At 71.9% G+C, this 16,031-nt stretch carries 16 protein-coding genes; 11 read left to right on the forward strand and 5 right to left on the reverse strand.

Annotation, left to right across the window (positions count from 1 at the left end):
* Positions 1-186: 186 nt before the first annotated feature.
* Both DWB68_RS05915 and nucS read right to left on the reverse strand, forming a co-directional pair.
* A complete protein-coding gene (locus DWB68_RS05915; protein WP_119424226.1) occupies positions 187-672 on the reverse strand; it encodes a WapI family immunity protein in 486 nt (161 codons plus the stop codon).
* Positions 672-1,367: an endonuclease NucS gene (gene nucS, locus DWB68_RS05920; RefSeq protein ID WP_119424227.1), complete on the reverse strand. Its 696-nt coding sequence runs from the start codon at positions 1,365-1,367 to the stop codon at positions 672-674. The genes DWB68_RS05915 and nucS overlap by 1 nt, the downstream gene beginning before the upstream one ends.
* A gap of 69 nt (positions 1,368-1,436) precedes the next feature.
* On the opposite strand from nucS, the gene DWB68_RS05925 reads away from it, so the two are divergent.
* A complete protein-coding gene (locus DWB68_RS05925; RefSeq protein WP_119424228.1) occupies positions 1,437-1,778 on the forward strand; it encodes a hypothetical protein in 342 nt (113 codons plus the stop codon).
* Between the two features lie 14 nt (positions 1,779-1,792).
* Complete coding sequence (locus DWB68_RS05930) at positions 1,793-2,602, forward strand: alpha/beta hydrolase (protein WP_119424229.1); 810 nt, start codon at positions 1,793-1,795, stop codon at positions 2,600-2,602.
* A gap of 4 nt (positions 2,603-2,606) precedes the next feature.
* On the opposite strand, the gene DWB68_RS05935 is transcribed toward DWB68_RS05930, so the two are convergent.
* Complete coding sequence (locus tag DWB68_RS05935; protein WP_119424284.1) at positions 2,607-3,938, reverse strand: AI-2E family transporter; 1,332 nt, start codon at positions 3,936-3,938, stop codon at positions 2,607-2,609.
* 141 nt (positions 3,939-4,079) lie between these two features.
* On the opposite strand from DWB68_RS05935, the gene DWB68_RS05940 reads away from it, so the two are divergent.
* From DWB68_RS05940 to DWB68_RS05970, 7 genes are all read left to right on the forward strand, one after another.
* On the forward strand, positions 4,080-6,317 hold the full coding sequence (locus DWB68_RS05940) for a hypothetical protein (RefSeq protein ID WP_119424230.1): 2,238 nt from the start codon (positions 4,080-4,082) through the stop codon (positions 6,315-6,317).
* Positions 6,318-6,363: 46 nt separating this feature from the next.
* Positions 6,364-7,305 (forward strand): co-chaperone YbbN, encoded by a 942-nt coding sequence (locus DWB68_RS05945; protein WP_119424231.1) that lies wholly within the window; start codon positions 6,364-6,366, stop codon positions 7,303-7,305.
* 255 nt (positions 7,306-7,560) lie between these two features.
* Complete coding sequence (locus DWB68_RS05950; protein WP_119424232.1) at positions 7,561-8,367, forward strand: ABC transporter ATP-binding protein; 807 nt, start codon at positions 7,561-7,563, stop codon at positions 8,365-8,367.
* A complete protein-coding gene (locus tag DWB68_RS05955) occupies positions 8,352-9,926 on the forward strand; it encodes a transporter (RefSeq protein WP_119424233.1) in 1,575 nt (524 codons plus the stop codon). Before DWB68_RS05950 ends, DWB68_RS05955 begins: the two co-directional genes overlap by 16 nt.
* Before the next feature lie 47 nt (positions 9,927-9,973).
* A complete protein-coding gene (locus tag DWB68_RS05960) occupies positions 9,974-10,285 on the forward strand; it encodes a DUF3039 domain-containing protein (RefSeq protein WP_119424234.1) in 312 nt (103 codons plus the stop codon).
* A gap of 130 nt (positions 10,286-10,415) precedes the next feature.
* On the forward strand, positions 10,416-12,194 hold the full coding sequence (locus DWB68_RS05965; protein ID WP_119424235.1) for a DEAD/DEAH box helicase: 1,779 nt from the start codon (positions 10,416-10,418) through the stop codon (positions 12,192-12,194).
* Between the two features lie 100 nt (positions 12,195-12,294).
* A complete protein-coding gene (locus DWB68_RS05970) occupies positions 12,295-12,729 on the forward strand; it encodes a phosphatase domain-containing protein (RefSeq protein WP_119424236.1) in 435 nt (144 codons plus the stop codon).
* On the opposite strand, the gene DWB68_RS05975 is transcribed toward DWB68_RS05970, so the two are convergent.
* Both DWB68_RS05975 and DWB68_RS05980 read right to left on the reverse strand, forming a co-directional pair.
* Positions 12,726-13,349 (reverse strand): isochorismatase family protein, encoded by a 624-nt coding sequence (locus DWB68_RS05975; protein ID WP_119424237.1) that lies wholly within the window; start codon positions 13,347-13,349, stop codon positions 12,726-12,728. The genes DWB68_RS05970 and DWB68_RS05975 overlap by 4 nt on opposite strands.
* Before the next feature lie 93 nt (positions 13,350-13,442).
* On the reverse strand, positions 13,443-14,753 hold the full coding sequence (locus tag DWB68_RS05980) for a nicotinate phosphoribosyltransferase (protein WP_119424238.1): 1,311 nt from the start codon (positions 14,751-14,753) through the stop codon (positions 13,443-13,445).
* Between the two features lie 190 nt (positions 14,754-14,943).
* On the opposite strand from DWB68_RS05980, the gene clpS reads away from it, so the two are divergent.
* Complete coding sequence (gene clpS, locus DWB68_RS05985; protein ID WP_119424239.1) at positions 14,944-15,243, forward strand: ATP-dependent Clp protease adapter ClpS; 300 nt, start codon at positions 14,944-14,946, stop codon at positions 15,241-15,243.
* Positions 15,243-16,028 (forward strand): DUF2017 family protein, encoded by a 786-nt coding sequence (locus tag DWB68_RS05990; protein ID WP_119424240.1) that lies wholly within the window; start codon positions 15,243-15,245, stop codon positions 16,026-16,028. The genes clpS and DWB68_RS05990 overlap by 1 nt, the downstream gene beginning before the upstream one ends.
* Positions 16,029-16,031: the final 3 nt, after the last annotated feature.

The raw sequence follows: 16,031 nt of genomic DNA on the forward strand, positions 1-16,031 counted from the left end.
ACCCACTTGGTGTCGACGAAGGCCCCGTTCCTTTCCCGCAAGGGAAGGAACGGGGCCCTCGTTGCGTCTGGGCCCACTCCGATGCTGGTGGTGGGAGAGTCGGGTGCCCGACGGCGGGTGGTCGCCTGGGCGCGTGCTGTGGCCGGGCCGGGTGGTGCCGCGGCCGGGCCGCCAGCGAGTGCGCGCCTAGCGGCGCGGGGCGAGGGCGTCGAGGGCCGCGAGCCACTCGGCGGACATCTCGGCCAGCTCCTCGCGTTCGGCGAGCACCTCGAAGACGTCGGGCCAGGCCTCGGGAACCCGGGGCTCGTCGTCGCTCTGGGGCAGCACGACGGCCAGGCGCACGCCGTGCTCCTCCGCGCCGCGCAGCCCGAAGGCCAGCAGCGGCTCCGCGAAGTCGAGGAAGGTCAGCGGCGGTTCCGGGAGGGCCTCTGGTGCCGTGCGCGCGAGCGAGTCGAGCCAGACGCCCAGCGAGGCGGCCTCGGCCAGGCGCAGGCAGGGCTCGGTGAAGCGCGCCTCGAGCTCGGGCCCGCTCAGCCGCACGCCGATCTGCAGCCACTGCGAGTCGGGGTTCTCGGCGTCGGTGACCTCGGGGAACTCGTAGCCCTCGATCCACAGGTGGAGGGCGTGTCCTTCCTCGTCGGCGAGGACGAGCGGTGCGGGGGAGTCCTGCATCAGAAGAGGCGGGATTCGGCGTCGTCCACGCCGCGCATGGCGTCGTAGTCCAGGACGAGGCACTCGATGCCCCGATCCTCGGCGAGCGTGCGCGCCTGCGGCTTGATCTGCTGAGCCGCGAAGATGCCGCGCACTGGCGCGAGCAGGGGATCGCGGTTGAGGAGCTCGAGGTAGCGCGTGAGCTGCTCGACGCCGTCGATGTCTCCGCGGCGCTTGAGCTCGATGGCGACGGCGTGCGAGGACGCGTCGCGGGCGAGGATGTCCACGGGGCCGATGGCCGTCATGTACTCGCGGCGCACCAGGGTGGCGCCCGCACCGATGAGGTGGATCTGTTCGGCCAGGAGGCGCTGGAGATCCGACTCCACCCCGTCCTTGATGAGGCCGGGATCGAGGCCGAGCTCGTGGGCCGTGTCGGAGATCTTCTCCGTGATGCGGATCGTCAGGTGATCGTCGCTCTTGGAGTGCTGCACGCGCCAGACCTCGACGATGCCCTCGGCGCGCTCCTCATCCGAGGGGGCCGTGGAATGCATCGTGGCGGGCGGGCTCATCCAGTTCAGCGGCTTGTACGAGCCGCCGTCGGAGTGGATCAGGACGGAGCCGTCCGCCTTCACCATGAGCAGCCGCTTGGCCGAGGGGAGGTGCGCGCGCAGGCGCCCCTCATAGTCAACTGAACACTTCGCGATCACCAAACGCACCTGCGCAACTCTACCGGCCCGGGCCGCGCCCGCCGCGCGCGCCCCACGCGGTGGGGGAGAATGGGAACCATGCCACGCTCCAACCGCCCCCGCCGCACCACCTCGCGCCAGCGCTCCACCGGTGCCCCCGTGCAGAATCGCAGCTGGGACCTCGGCACGGACGGCTCGTGGCGGCATCACGGGGTCTCGACGCTGCAGGAGTTTTCCGACGGCGCGTGGCATGTGCGCGTCATCCCCTCCTACGGCGCGCTCAAGGACTACGTGTGCCCCGGTTGCTCGCAGCGCATCGCACCAGGCGTCTCCCATGTGGTGGCCTGGCGCGCTGACGGCGCCCGGTCGAACGCGCAGCAGGAGGCGGATCGCCGGCATTGGCACCAGCGCTGCTGGAACCACCACGCCGGGCGGGCCTGAGCCTCGCCCCTAGGATGGTCGCTGTGACTACGCCAGCTCCCGCGCCCCGCCCCGCCTACAAGCTGCACCGCGAGCCCACCGCGCTGCGCTCCAACACGATCCTCCCCGCCCAGCGCGAGGACATCGAGCTGCACACCGCGGACGGGCTCACGCTCGTGGGCGAGCTGGCCGTCCCGGCCGCCGTGACGCCCGTCGCGACGCTCGTGACGCTGCACCCGCTGCCCACGCACGGCGGCTTCATGGATTCCCACGTCTACAAGAAGGCCGCCTGGCGCCTGCCGGAGCTCGCCGGCATGGCGGTGCTGCGCTTCAACACCCGCGGCACGTGCTCCCCGCGCGGCTGCTCCGATGGACGCTTCGAGGAGGGGATCGGTGAGGCCGCCGACGTCGCCGCGGCCCTCGACTTTGTGCGCGAGCGCGGCCTGCCCAACCCCTGGCTCGTGGGCTGGAGCTTCGGGACCGAACTCACCCTCAAGTACGGTTCGCAGCCGCAGAACGCGGAGCAGATCCGCGGCTCGGTGCTGCTCTCCCCGCCGCTGCACCGCGCCGACGACGCCGATCTGGCGCGCTGGGCCGGCACCGGGCTCCCGCTGAGCGTTCTTGTCCCGGAGTTCGACGACTACCTGCGCCCGGCCGAGGCGGCGGAGCGCTTCGCGGCGGTGCCCCAGGCGCGGCTGATTCCCGTGGAGGGCGCCAAGCACCTGTGGGTCGGCGAGAAGTACGTGCAGCGCGTGCATCAGGAGATCGTGAACGCCGTGCTCGGGGCCGCGGCCCCCACGTTGCCCACCGAGGTCAGCGGCCCCGTGGCGCTGGCCCAGGGCTGAGGGCTTAGCGCGCGTCCTGGCGCTTGATCCACACCTCGCGCACGAGCAGCATCACCGAGGCCGCGATCGGGATCGCCATGAGCGCTCCTGCCACGCCGAGCAGCGTGCCGCCGGCGATGACGGCGATGACCGCCACGGCGCCCGGCACCTTGACGGCGCGCGCCATGATCTTGGGCGAGACGAAGTAGGCCTCCACCTGCAGGTAGGCGAAGTAGCAGATGGCGTAGAACAGGGCGACCTGCCATCCACCGCTAAAGAGCGCCACCACGATGACGAGCAGCCCGGCGAACACACCGCCCACGAGCGGGATGAACGCGAGGACGGCCACGCAGAGGGCAAGCAGGGCGGGGTAGGGCACCTTGAAGATCGTCATGAGGATGAACGCGATGATGGCGTTACACACCGCCACCGTGGCCTGCCCCATGACGTAGTTGCCCACGCTGCGCGTGATCTCCTCGCCGAGCTCGCGGGCCCTGCGCCGCTTGGAGCGCGGCGCAAGCGAGTACGCGAAGCGCTTCATGGCCGGCAGCGAGACGAGGAAGTAGATCGCCAGGACCAGCACGATCAGCGCGCCGAAGGCGAACTGGCCCACGAGGTTGCCGGCGCCGATGACGCCCGTGAAGACGCCGCCCACGGCGCTCGAGTCCTTGAGGATCTTCTCCAGCTGCTGCTGCGCCTGCTCCACGAGGTGGAACTGCGTGTCCCACGCCTGGATCGTCGGATTGTTGGTGAGCGAATCGACGATGGCCGGCGCGTTGCGGACCAGCGTGGTGATCTGCGCGATGAGGGCGGGGATCAGGGTCCCCAGGAACGCGCCGATGGCGCCGAGCAAGAGGACGACGACGATCGCGACGCCGGCCGGGCGCGGCCAGTTGCGCCGCTCGAAGAAGCGGACGATGGGGTCAAGGCCCAGCGCGATGAACAGGGCCACCGCGATCCACATGAGCAGCTGGGACAGGCTCGCGAGCGCGAGCCAGAGCATCAGGGCAAGCGCCACACCGATGGCCAGACCAAAGCCGAGCCGGACGGGGCGGATCGTGAAGAGCTCCTTGACGGAGTCCGGGACCTCCGGGTCCTCCTCTTCCTCGCCCTCGTGCTGCTGATGGAAGAGGCGCGAGAGCCACTTGGGCGCCCGTGTCGCCGCCCACGGGCCGAGGGTCCCGGCCCCGGCGGCACCGGCGATCGCCGCCTCGGTGGCCGCGGCGCCCTGGGCCTGGCCAGCGGGGGCCGCGCCGTCGACGGGTGCGGCGGCGTGAGCCGGCGTCCGGCCGGAAGCCGAGCCCGCGGCGTCGTCCACCGGTTCGGGCGGCGTGGGGGAGTCTGTGGGGCTCGTCATGGCCTCAGCGTAGGCAGGCTTTCCGCGCGTTTCCAGGATCGACACAGGCTCCCTGGCTAGGATGGTGCCAACGTGTGCTCCGTGAACCTGCGGGGCGCATGAACCTTGCCCTGTCATGGAACCCATCCCAGAGGATCGTCAGTGCGTCGTATCGTCTCCGTCTTGCTCTTCCTAGTCGCCGCCGCCGCGCTTGTCGTCGGCGTGGGCAAGGTCAGCTTCCTGTCCCCAGAGAAGACGCTCACCGCGTCCGTCTCCGGCGGATCGCAGGACGCCCCGGTCACCCTCCTGACGCAGTCTCTGCGCGATGCCACGGCGGGGGACGCCAAGGTGACGGTGCACGCCAAGGGCCCCTTCACGGCGGCGCTCGGACGCTCGGCCGACGTCGACGCGTGGGTGGCAGACGCCGCCGCCAACGTGGTGACGGGTGTGGACCGTACGTCCCATAGCTTCCAGGTGACCCACCGCAACGGTGTGGGCACCACCCCTAACCCCGCCGGCTCCGATCTGTGGATCACCGAAGAGAGCCACGAGGGCGACTGGGAGGCCTCTTGGACCGTCCCGAGTCAGGGCGAATGGACCATGCTCCTGGCCACGGACGGCGCCACCGCCGCTCCCATGAACATCTCCATGACCTGGGACAACCCCGCGGCGGAGACGGGCGCCAAGTGGCGCACCGCCCTGCCGTGGCTCGTGGGCGGCGTGTTGGCGCTCGCCCTGGGCGCCCTCGTGCTGATGTCCCGTCCCCGCCGCCCGCGCCGCAAGAAGGACCTCGCGTCCTCGCCGCGCCGCGCCGCGCGCTACGCGGCCGAGACCGGTCAGCTTCCCGTGGTGACGCCGGCCGTGCCGGGCGCCGCCGCTGCCGTCATTCCCGCCGGTGCCGAGGACCCCGCCGCGCTGGCCCCCAGCGTGCAGGCGGCCCGTGCCGCGGCCGAGGAGCCGCACGCGATGGACGAGACCATGATTCACCCGCGCCTTGTGGCGAGCGACGCCGCCGAGGCGCCGCTGCCGGCCGAGGACGCCTGGGGCACCGCCGCCGAGCGGGCCCAGGCCGGTGAGGCGGCTGAACTCACCGACGCCGATGCCGCGATCGACGAGGCCCTCGCGCCGTTTGCCGAGTCCGCCGCCGACCCCGCCGCCGCCTCCCGCGATGAGGAGCCGGGCGAGGACGAGGACCGCGACGGCGACGATTCCGGCGATGCCTCGGGCGGAACGCAGGACTACACGGGCCATCACCGCGCGCCGCTGGCCGGCGACGCCGACCCCACCGCGGACGAGCGTCCGGCCCGGTCCGAGCGCGTCGCCGCCCAGGCCTCTCCGCGCCGCCGCGCCTTGCACTTCGGCGCCGCCGTGCTCGCGGCCGTGGGCCTCGTGCTACCGGCCACCCCGGCCATCGCCGACGAGAGCACCCCCCCGAGCGACGCCTCGAGCACGCCGTCGGGCTCGGGCCAGAGCTCCGGCACCGACGCCGCGGGCAGCGCCGCGCTGCCCGTCATCCTGCAGGAGCAGCTCGACCGCATCCTGAAGGACGTCGCGGCCGGCGCCACGGCCGGGGACAAGTCCAAGGACGTCAAGGAGCTGCAGGCCCGCTTCAGCGGCTCCGCCCTCGAGGTGCGCAAGGAGTACTACGAGGCCGCAGCCAAGGGCGTGACCTTCTCCGCCGCTCCCGTGCAGGCCATCGTGGCCGAGCCGATCAAGGCCGCCGCCGTCACGACCACCACCCAGTGGCCGCGCACGGTCATGGTGGTCACGCAGGCCACGCCGGCCGATACCCCCGTGGTGCTCACGCTCGAGCAGCTCGACGCGCGCAGCAACTACAAGGTGATCTCGGCCGTGGGCATGGTCCCCGGCGTGTCCTTCCCCGGCGTGGCGCTCGGCTCCACGGGCGTGACGACCCAGGCAGACGACGTCTCGGGCCTCGTGGCCAAGCCCACCGAGGTGCTGGACGGCTTCAGCGATTGGGTCGGCAACGCCAAGAGCAGCTGGAACGACAAGTTCGAGGCGAGCGACTTCGTCACGGCCCTGCGTGAGCAGCTTGCCGCCGCCCAGAAGGCCAACGAGTCCGTGGAGCAGCGCGCCAAGAACCAGATGACCTTCGAGGCCGATCCGAGCGCCACGCGCGCGATCTCGGCCCCGCAGGGCGGCAGCCTGGTCACCGGCTACGTCACGGCCACGAACACCATCGCGCCCGACGACAACGGCACGGTGAGCCTCACGGATCAGCTCCAGAAGCTCACGGGCACCAAGGACAAGACGACCAAGAAGAACCTCGTGGTCACCTACCGCATGCCCGTGGTCTTCTACGTGCCGGCCTCCGGTTCCGGCGAGAAGATCCGCCTCGTGGCCGCCAGCTTCGTGCTGGCCAGCGCGTCCCTCAAGTAAGTCACCCACCGCGCCGCACCGCGGCGCCGAAGGAGCACCACCCAGCATGAGCACACCGTCCGAGCACGCCCAGCAGGCGCCGGCCCAGCCCGCCGACGCGAGGGGAGCTGTCGACCTCTCGAACCTCGGTTCCGCCGCGCAGGCAGCCCCCGCCGCACTCGCGGAGGGCGGGCCGGTGCTCGGCGCGTGGAGCGTCGATCTTGACGAGGCGACCTTCCAGGACCTGGTCCAGATCAGCGGCCGCGTCCCAGTGGTCCTCGCGGTCACGAACGATCGCGTGCAGGGCGGCGACGAGCTGCGCGCCGCCCTGGTGAGCGCCGTGGACGCCGAGCAGGGCCGCGTGGTCCTGGGCTTCGCCGATCCGGACACGCAGCCGCGCATCGCCCAGGCGCTGCAGGTGCAGCAGATGCCCACGGTCTTCGCCGTGCTGGGCGGTCGCCCCATGCCGCTCTTCGCCGGACCCGTTGACGGCACCCAGATCCAGGCCCTCCTCCAGGAGCTGCTGCAGGTGGCCCTCCAACAGGGCATGGCCGGAACGGTCCCGCCGTTCAGCCATCCGGAGGGCACCACGGTCCCGCCCTCGCGCTTCGCGCAGGCCGAAGAGCTCGTGGCACAGGGCGCCTACGCCGAGGCCGAGGCGCTCTACGAGGAGGCCCTGAAGCAGAACCCGGGCGACGACGACGCGGCCGTGGGCCTGCATCGCGCGCGCCTGCTCGAGCGTGTCGCGGGCATGGACGCCCAGGCCGTGCGCACGGCCGCCGCGTCTCAGCCGGACGCCGTGCAGGCCCAGCTCGACGTCGCCGATCTGGATGTCGTGGGCGGCCACGTCGAGGACGCCTTCCTGCGCCTGGTCCGCTTCATCGCCTCGCACGTCGACGAGGACCGCGAGGCGGCACGCTCGCACCTCGTGGAGCTCTTCGGCGTCGTGGGCCAGCGGGACCCGCGCGTCGTGAGCGCGCGCGGTCGTCTCGCCGCCGCCCTCTTCTAAACCGCGCCCCACGCACCTCCCGGCCCGGGACGGGCCGGCCGCCCCGCGTGGGGTGGCCGGACCGCCCCGGGCCGCCGTGCGTCGTCGTGCCTGACGGAGCCCTGCCCCGTGAACGCACGGCCACGCTGCCCACGAGGTTCGAGGCGGGGCGGCCGGTCCACCCCGCTCATCCGCGCGGATGATCTTCTCGGCCCTCGCGGATGAATCCGGCGCGCGCGGGCCCCGCGGGGGCCGCGGACGCGGTTGAATCGGTGCATGAGCCAGCCACTATTGCCGCCGCCGCCCGCCTCGCCGTTCCCGTCCATCGACCCGAACGCGGCCGTCAGCCTGCGCGGGCTCATGAAGAGCTTCGGCCCCAAGGTCGCCGTGGCGCCCTTCGGCCTCGACGTGCCCACCGGTTCGTTCTACGGGCTGGTGGGCCCCAACGGTGCGGGCAAGACCACGACGCTGTCCATGCTCACCGGCCTGCTGCGCCCCGACGCCGGCACGGCCGCGGTGCATGGCATCGACGTGTGGCAGCGCCCGCTGGAGGCGAAGGCGGCGCTCGGCGTGCTCGCCGACGGCGTGCGGCTCTTCGACCGGCTCTCCGGTCGCCAGCTCGTGACGTACTCCGGTCGCCTGCGCGGCATGCCGGCCGACGAGGTGGCCCAGCGCACCGAGGACCTGCTGCGCGTCATGGACCTGACGGACGCGGGCAACAAGCTGGTGGTTGACTACTCCGCTGGCATGCACAAGAAGATCTCGCTCGCCTGCGCCATGATTCACGCCCCGCGCGTGCTGGTGCTGGATGAGCCCTTCGAGGCCGTCGATCCGGTGTCGGCCGCCAACATCCGCGACATCCTCAACGACTACGTGCGCCACGGCGGCACGGTGCTGGTCTCCAGCCACGTCATGGATCTGGTCCAGCGCATGTGCACGCACGTTGCGGTGATCGCCGACGGCCAGCTGCGGGCGGCGGGCACGGTGGACCAGGTGCGCGGCGGGCTCTCGCTCGAGGAGCGCTTCGTCGATCTCGTGGGCGGGCGAGGCACGGGGGAGGGGCTCTCGTGGTTGCACAGCTGATCTCCCTGCGCTGGGCGCTCTTCGCCAACGGCCTCAAGCGCAACGTCTGGCAGCTCGTGGGCGTCATCGTTGGCGCCCTCTACGTGGTGGGCCTGCTCGTCCTCGCGGGCGTGGGCCTGGCGGCGCTGGGCGCCCACGACCTGGAGCTCGCCTCGATCGTGGCGGTGCTCGCGTGCGCGCTCATGACCCTGGGCTGGCTCGTGATTCCGGTGTTCTTCACGGGCATGGACGGCTCCATGGACCCGCAGCGCTTTGCGCTCTTCCCCATCAAGCCCGGAACGCTGGCCGCCGGCCTGCTCTTGGCTGGGTTCATCGGTGTCCCCGGCGTCGCGACGCTGCTCTTCTTCTGGCTCACCTCGCTCGCCTACCTGCACGAGCCGCTCGCGCTGGCGCTCTCCCTCGTGTGTGCGCTCGGCTCGGCGCTCGTGGCGCAGCTCCTGGCCCGCACGGGAACGGCGATCGCCACGACCTTCGCCGCACGTCGCGGCGTGCGCGAGGTCGCCTCGATCCTGCTCTTCCTGCCGATCTTCTTCCTGGGCCCGGCCATCGCCTCGCTCGCCGAGAACGCCGAGGCCGTGGGTCGCGCCCTGCCCGGCGTCGCGGGCTGGATCCGCTTCACGCCCTTCGGCGCCTTCGCCGGGGTCCCCGCGTCGGTGGCCCAGCACGACGTCGAGGGGGCCCTCGCGTGCCTCGCCGTGGGTCTCGTGACCCTCGTGGTCCTCTGGTGGGTTTACTCGCGCATGCTCAAGCGGGCCATCGTCACGCCGCCGCGCGTCAAGGCCGCGGCGGGCATCAAGGGGCTCGGCTGGTTCTCGCGCTTCCCCGCCACGCCGTGGGGCGCCGTCGCGGCCCGCAGCCTGACCTACTGGATCAAGGATCCGCGCTACGCCGCCTCGCTCGCGATCGTGCCCATGCTCGTGATCCTGTACGCCTTCATCATCCCGAACATCACCTCCGAGATCCCGCAGTTCGCGCTGATCCTCGGCCCGCTCGTAGGCATGCTGCTCGGCTTCTCCATCTCGGCCGACATCTCTTACGACTCCACGGCCTTTGCCCTCCACGTGCTGACGGGCGTGCGCGGCGTGGCCGACCGGCTGGGGCGCGTCGTGGCGCTCCTGTGCATCGGCCTGCCGCTGACGCTCATCGCCTCGGTGGTCCCGCCGATCGCCAGCGGATCGTGGGAGCTGCTGCCCGCCTCGCTCGGGGCGGGCCTGGGGACGCTCTTCGTCTCCGGCGGCCTCGCCTCCGTGGCCTCAGCCCGCTGGACGTATGCCGTGCCGCTGCCGGGGGAGTCCCCGTTCAAGACGCCGCAGGGCGCCGGCGCCCGCATGGCGTTGACGCAGAGCGCGCTCATGGTGGCCGTGGCGGTCGTCGCGGCCCCCGCGATTGGCCTGTTCATTGCGACCCTCATCACGGGATCGGCGCTGCTCGGCTGGCTCACGCTCGTCGTCGGCCTGCTCTGGGGCGCCGGGGTGCTGGTGCTCGGCGTCCGCATCGGCGGGCGCTGGATGGAGGCGCGTGAGCCCGAGCTCATGCAGGCCGTGATGCTCAACCGCTGAGTGTCGCCCGTGGGTTCTCATCGGGGTGCGCGGCTAGACTGGTCGGCATGAGCCTTCCTCCGGATCCGTTCCTCGACGACCCCACCACGCCGGTCGGCGGCGGCGCAGCCGTCATCGAGCGCGAGCGTCAGCTCCAGAACGCGGAGCCAGGCGATCACGAGCGCTTTGCCCACTACGTCCGCAAGGAAAAGATCATGGAGTCGGCGCTTTCCGGCGAGCCGGTGATCGCCCTGTGCGGCAAGGTGTGGGTGCCCGGTCGCGACCCGAACAAGTTCCCCGTCTGCCCGGACTGCAAGGCCATCTTCGATGGCCTGCGCCCCGGCGGCGACGACAAGGGCGGCAAGAAGCCCAAGAAGTGACGCCAACGCCTCACCCGCCCCTGGGCACCCAGGGCGGGTGAGGCGTCGTCGTGCCCCGTCCGCCCGCCCTGTCAGGCGCGGCGAGGGGCAAGCAGTACCACCAGCAGTCCACGTCAGGAGATGCCCACTTATGTCCGATGCCTTGTTCACCCTGGGCCAGGACATGCCACCGGCGTACCCGCAGAAGGCCGCGTGGGGCACCGCGACCAAACTGCGCCAGTGGCAGGCGGAGGCGCTGGAGAAGTTCTTCCAGAGCAACGAAAAGGACTTCCTGGCCGTCGCCACGCCCGGCGCCGGCAAGACGACCTTCGCCCTGCGCGTCGCAGCGATGCTCGTCGAGGCCGGGCGGATCAACCGGATCACCGTCGTGGCGCCCACCGATCACCTGAAGACGCAGTGGGCCGACGCCGCCGCGCGCATCGGGCTCTCGATCGACCCGAACTTTAAGAACGCCGACGGGCACCACGGCAAGGGCTTCATCGGGGTGGCCGTGACCTACGCGCAGGTGGCAAACAAACCGCTGCTGCACCGCGCCAAGACCGAGGCCGGCAAGACGCTCGTCATCCTCGATGAGGTGCACCACGCCGGCGACGCGCTCTCCTGGGGCGACGGCATCCGCGAGGCCTTCGAGCCGGCCGTCAAGCGGCTCGCGCTCACGGGCACGCCCTTCCGCTCCGACACGGCGCAGATCCCGTTTGTGGATTACCAGGAGGACCCCGACGGGATCCGCCGCTCCAAGGCCGACTACACCTACGGCTACGGCGACGCGCTCAAGGACCACGTGGTCCGCCCCGTGCTGTTCATGGCGTACTCCGGCAACATGCGCTGGCGCACCTCCTCGGGCGAGGAGATGGAGGCGCAGCTCGGCGGCGCCGCCACGAAGGACATCACGGCCCACGCGTGGCGCACGGCGCTGAACCCCGAGGGCGAGTGGATCCCCGCCGTGCTCGCGGCCGCCGATCGCCGCCTCACCGAGGTGCGCCGCTCCATCCCGGACGCCGGCGCGCTCGTCATCGCCACCGACCACGAGGACGCCAAGGCCTACGCCAAGCTCCTCAAAAAGATCTCCGGGGAGGCAGTGACGGTCATCCTCTCCGACGACGCCAAGGCCTCGAAGAAGATCGACGAGTTCTCCGCCGGCCAGCAGCGGTGGATGGTCGCGGTGCGCATGGTGTCCGAGGGCGTCGACGTGCCCCGACTGGCCGTGGGCGTCTACGCGACCTCCACGTCCACGCCGCTGTTCTTCGCGCAGGCGATTGGACGCTTCGTGCGCTCGCGCAAGCGCGGCGAGGTGGCCTCCATCTTCCTGCCGTCCGTGCCGATCCTCACCACCCTCGCCAACGAGATGGAGGTGGAGCGCGACCACGCCCTGGACAAGCCAAGCAACGGGCTGACCGAGGAGTTCTCCCCGGAGGAGGCCGAGGCGGCCGCCGCCGAGCGCGAGGACAAGGCCTCCGATGCGCTCACGCAGGGCAAGTTCGAGGCGCTCGAGTCCGACGCCTCCTTCGACCGCGTGCTCTTCGACGGCGGCGAGTTCGGCCTCGGCGGCGTGGTGGGCTCGGAGGACGAGCAGGACTTCCTGGGCATCCCCGGCCTGCTGGACGCCGATCAGGTGGGCGTGCTGCTGCGCCAGCGCCAGGCCGAGCAGGTCTCGCGGCGCAAGCGGCGCGGGCCGGAGGCCGGCCCCGTGGAGCCGCGCGAGGTGGTTGACCACCGCAAGCTCACGGAGCTGCGCAGCCAGCTGGCCAAGAACGTCGCCGCCTGGTCGGCGCGCACCGGGACCCCGCACGGGCAGGTGCACACCAAGCTGCGCTCCGTGTGCGGCGGCCCGGCCGTGGCTCAGGCGTCTCAGGCGCAGCTCGAGGCGCGCCTGGAGAAGCTGCAGGACTGGTTCGTGGGGCGCAAGTAGCGCGCCCCATCATCCGCACCTTGCCTTTGCACCCCCTCGGGAGCGGTGCAGGCACCACGTGCGGGAGGCAGATCCACAGCGTGGGCGGCAGAATGGGGCCATGACTGCCCGCGAGACGCTACCCACGTGCTGGATCTTCGACATGGACGGCACGCTCGCGCTCATGGAGGGCCGCTCGCCCTACGACATGCACCGCGTGGCCGAGGACGTCCCCAACCCGCCCGTGGTCCAGGTGGCGCAGGCGCTCGCGGCGCACCCGGGCGTGGACCGGATCGTCATCGCCTCGGGGCGCAACGAGGCGGCCCGGCGTGCAACGCAGGCCTGGCTGACCTTCAACGACGTCCCCTGGGACGCGCTCTATATGCGCCCCGACGGCGACCAGCGCCGGGACGACGCGGTCAAGGAGGAGATCCTGGACCGCGACATCTTGCCGCGCTACCGCGTGCTCGGCGTCGTGGACGACCGCCAGCAGGTCGTTGACATGTGGCGCCGCCGCGGCCTCTTCTGCCTGCAGGCCGCGCCAGGAGACTTCTAATCGTCCACGCGCACGCCCGCGGCGCGCAGCTCCTCGAGGACCGCCGACACGCCGTCGGGGTGCACAGCGGCCGTGAGGCCGGCGGCGACGCTGACCTCGAAACCCTCCCGCGCGGCGTCGAGCGCCGTGGCCTTGACGCAAAAATCGGTGGCGATCCCCGCCACGACCACGGAGTCCACGCCGCGCCCGCGCAGCCACTCGGCCAGCGGCGCGCCGGGGAGCGCCTCGCCCGGCGCCGGCTCCGGCGTCCCCACGGCCTCGTGGGCCGTGAGCGCGCGGCCCTGGAAGCCCGAGTAGGCGTCCTCGTAGCGGCCCTTGCGCACGAAGGCGTCGATGGAATGCACCACGGGATCCAGGCCTGGGTGCAGGGCGGCGCCCGGCGTTCCGGCCACACAGTGCACTGGCCAGGAGTGCTGGAAGTCGGGCTCCGCGGCGAAGTGCGAACCCGGATCGATGTGCCAATCCTGGGTCGCCACGACGGTGTCGAAGCCCGCGGACGCCGCGCCGTTGCCGAGCACCGCGGCGAGCGAGGAGGCCACGGCCGCGCCACCGGCCACGGCGAGGGAACCGCCCTCGCAGAAGTCGTTCTGCACATCGACGATGATCAGGGCCTTGGCCATGGTGCGCTCCTTCTGATCCCGCACTGATCCCGCACTTTTCGTCGAATCCCGCCCACAAGGGGAGGGAGGAGACGAAAAGTGCGGGAGGGCTGACTAGTTCTCGTCCACGTAGATGGTGGGGATGACCGGCTCGCCGCGCAGCATCTGCTTGGCGGCGCCCGGCAGCTCCTGGATGGAGGCCTCGCGGCGGGCGATGGCCGCCTTGACGCCCTCGGCGCCGGTGAAGCCCGGCTGCACCACACCGTCCACCACGAGCGGCACGATGAGCGAGCGATCGCGCTCGCCCAGCTCGGGCGCCTCGTCGATGCCGATGACCTCGGCCGTGGCGCGTCCACGCTCGTTGATGCGGCGGTAGGCGCTCTTGCGCCCGCCCACCGAGGCCTTGCCCGTGGCGGCCTTGGCCACGTCCTTCCACTCGCCGTCGTTGCCCTCGCGGGAGACGAGCTTGTAGACCATGCCGGCCGTGGGGGCGCCGGAGCCCGTGACGAGCTTGGTTCCCACGCCGTAGACGTCCACGGGGGCGGAGCGCAGCGCCGCGATGGCGTGCTCGTCCAGGTCGGAGGTGACGACGATCCGGGTCTTGGTGTTGCCGAGCGAGTCGAGCAGCTCGCGAACCCAGCGCGCCTGGTCCACGAGGTCGCCGGAGTCGAGGCGGACGCCGCCGAGCTCGGGGCCGGCGACCTCCACGGCGGTGCGCACGCCCTGCTCCACGTCGTAGGTGTCCACGAGCAGCGTGGTGCCCTTGCCGAGCGTGGCGACCTGCGCCTCGAAGGCCTCGCGCTCCGAATCGTGCAGGAGCGTGAAGGAGTGCGCGGCGGTGCCGGCGGTCGGCAGGCCGTAGGCGCGCCCGGCCTCGAGGTTTGAGGTGGTGGTGAAGCCGGCGATGATCGCGGCGCGGGCGGCGGCCACGGCGGCGGACTCGTGCGTGCGGCGCGAGCCCATCTCGATGCACGGGCGGCCGTCGGCCACCGCGATCATGCGGGAGGCCGCGGAGGCCACGGCCGTGTCGAAGTTCAGGATGGAGAGCAGGTAGGTCTCCAGGAGGCAGGCCTCGGCGAAGGTCGACTCGACCTGCAGCAGCGGGGAACCCGGGAAGTAGATCTCGCCCTCGGCGTAGCCCGTGATGGTGCCGGAGAAGCGGAAGTCGGCGAGCCAGTTCAGGGTCTGCTCGTTGACGACCTTGCGCTCGGCGAGGAACTCGAGTTCCTCGGGGCCGAAGCGGAAGTCCGCGAGCCCCTCGAGCAGGCGGCCCGTGCCGGCGAGCAGTCCGTAGCGGCGCCCCTCCGGCAGGCGGCGGGCGAACACCTCGAACACGCTCTTGCGCTGGGCGGTTCCGGCGGCGAGGGCCGCCTCCACCATCGTCAGCTCATAGTGGTCGGTGAGCAGGGACGTGGCCGGTGCCATGCAGGTCCTCCTGGGTGACGAGGCCGCAGCCTCACAGTTCTCGCTTGCGCTCAGCTTATGCTCCCGGCGCCGGGAAGGTGGGCAGGCGGTGGGCGGGCGGCGGTCGGCGAACCCGCCCAGGGCCCGCCCGCGCGGTGGCTTGCCTCACCCCTTCGCCCGCGCCGGGCCCGAAGCGACCTAGAATCGAGGCATGACCGTCACCGCCTCCCCGGTGGCCTCCCCGCGCGAGGACACCGAGCTCTCCGTGCAGCACGAGCGCCCCTATCTGCTCATCGTGTGGGACGACCCGGTGAACCTCATGTCTTATGTTGCCTTCGTCTTCCGCAGCTACTTCGGCTTCAGCGCCGAGCGCGCCGACGAGCTGATGCTGCGCGTCCACCACGACGGGCAGGCCGTCGTCGCCTCCGGTTCCAAGGAGCGCATGGAGGCCGACGTCGTGGCCATGCACGGTTACGGCCTCCAGGCCACCCTGCGGCAGGTGGACGCCTGATGGCGCGCGGCTTCCGGCCCGTGGGCGGCGCCTACATCGCCGAGCTCGACGAGGCCGAGTCCAAGCTCGTGGCCCAGCTGGCGCTGGACGTCAAGGAAATGCTGGACACCCGCGCCGAACTGACGGGGGACCTGGTCCCCGATCAAGAGCACGACGACGCCGCGCCCGGCCCGGATGCCCCCGCGCCCTCCGGCGCGGGGCGGCAGGGCGACGACGCGCCGGGCGCCCCCGCCGCGGGCGGGGAGAAGTGGTGGGAGGAGCTGGGCCTGAGCCCGGCCGATCTCGGGGTGGGCCCCGACGGCGAACTCCTGCCGGACAACGAGGCGCTCCCGGGCGTCGGCGCCCCCGGCACGGGGGGAGAGGCACCCAGGCCCACCACGCGCCGTCGTGCACGTCCCGCCGATCCGGCCCTGGCCCGGCTCCTGCCGGACCTCGTGGCGCACGGCGAGGCCGCCGACGGCGAGGCCGAGCGCCTGCGTGCCCTGACCGAGCCCGGCCTCGTGGCCGGCAAGCGAGCCAACCTGGCCGAGGCCGCCGCCCTGCTCTCCATGGATCCGCTGCGCGTGCCGGCGGCCGACGCCCCGCGCTTCGCCTCGGCCCTCAACGACATCCGGCTCGTGCTGGCCCAGCGCCTCGGCATCGAAACGGAGGAGGACGCAGAGCGCGTCGCCGCCGCCGAGGAGAACCCGGACGACGAGCTCGAGCACTACCTTGCGCTGCTCTACGGTTTTGTTTCCTGGCTGCAGGAATCCCTCATGACCGCCCTGCTGCGCCGCAAGCACTGAACC

The sequence above is a fragment of the Galactobacter valiniphilus genome (assembly GCF_003575975.1).
GTDB lineage: Bacteria > Actinomycetota > Actinomycetes > Actinomycetales > Micrococcaceae > Galactobacter > Galactobacter valiniphilus.

Coding starts and splice junctions, on each gene's coding strand:
- DWB68_RS05970 (WP_119424236.1), top strand. CDS start 12,295: ATGACTGCCCGCGAGACGCTACCCACGTGCTGGATCTTCGACATGGAC.
- DWB68_RS05960 (WP_119424234.1), top strand. CDS start 9,974: ATGAGCCTTCCTCCGGATCCGTTCCTCGACGACCCCACCACGCCGGTC.
- DWB68_RS05975 (WP_119424237.1), bottom strand. CDS start 13,349: ATGGCCAAGGCCCTGATCATCGTCGATGTGCAGAACGACTTCTGCGAG.
- DWB68_RS05965 (WP_119424235.1), top strand. CDS start 10,416: ATGTCCGATGCCTTGTTCACCCTGGGCCAGGACATGCCACCGGCGTAC.
- DWB68_RS05915 (WP_119424226.1), bottom strand. CDS start 672: ATGCAGGACTCCCCCGCACCGCTCGTCCTCGCCGACGAGGAAGGACAC.
- DWB68_RS05945 (WP_119424231.1), top strand. CDS start 6,364: ATGAGCACACCGTCCGAGCACGCCCAGCAGGCGCCGGCCCAGCCCGCC.
- DWB68_RS05980 (WP_119424238.1), bottom strand. CDS start 14,753: ATGGCACCGGCCACGTCCCTGCTCACCGACCACTATGAGCTGACGATG.
- DWB68_RS05935 (WP_119424284.1), bottom strand. CDS start 3,938: ATGACGAGCCCCACAGACTCCCCCACGCCGCCCGAACCGGTGGACGAC.
- DWB68_RS05925 (WP_119424228.1), top strand. CDS start 1,437: ATGCCACGCTCCAACCGCCCCCGCCGCACCACCTCGCGCCAGCGCTCC.
- clpS (WP_119424239.1), top strand. CDS start 14,944: ATGACCGTCACCGCCTCCCCGGTGGCCTCCCCGCGCGAGGACACCGAG.
- DWB68_RS05930 (WP_119424229.1), top strand. CDS start 1,793: ATGGTCGCTGTGACTACGCCAGCTCCCGCGCCCCGCCCCGCCTACAAG.
- DWB68_RS05950 (WP_119424232.1), top strand. CDS start 7,561: ATGAGCCAGCCACTATTGCCGCCGCCGCCCGCCTCGCCGTTCCCGTCC.
- DWB68_RS05990 (WP_119424240.1), top strand. CDS start 15,243: ATGGCGCGCGGCTTCCGGCCCGTGGGCGGCGCCTACATCGCCGAGCTC.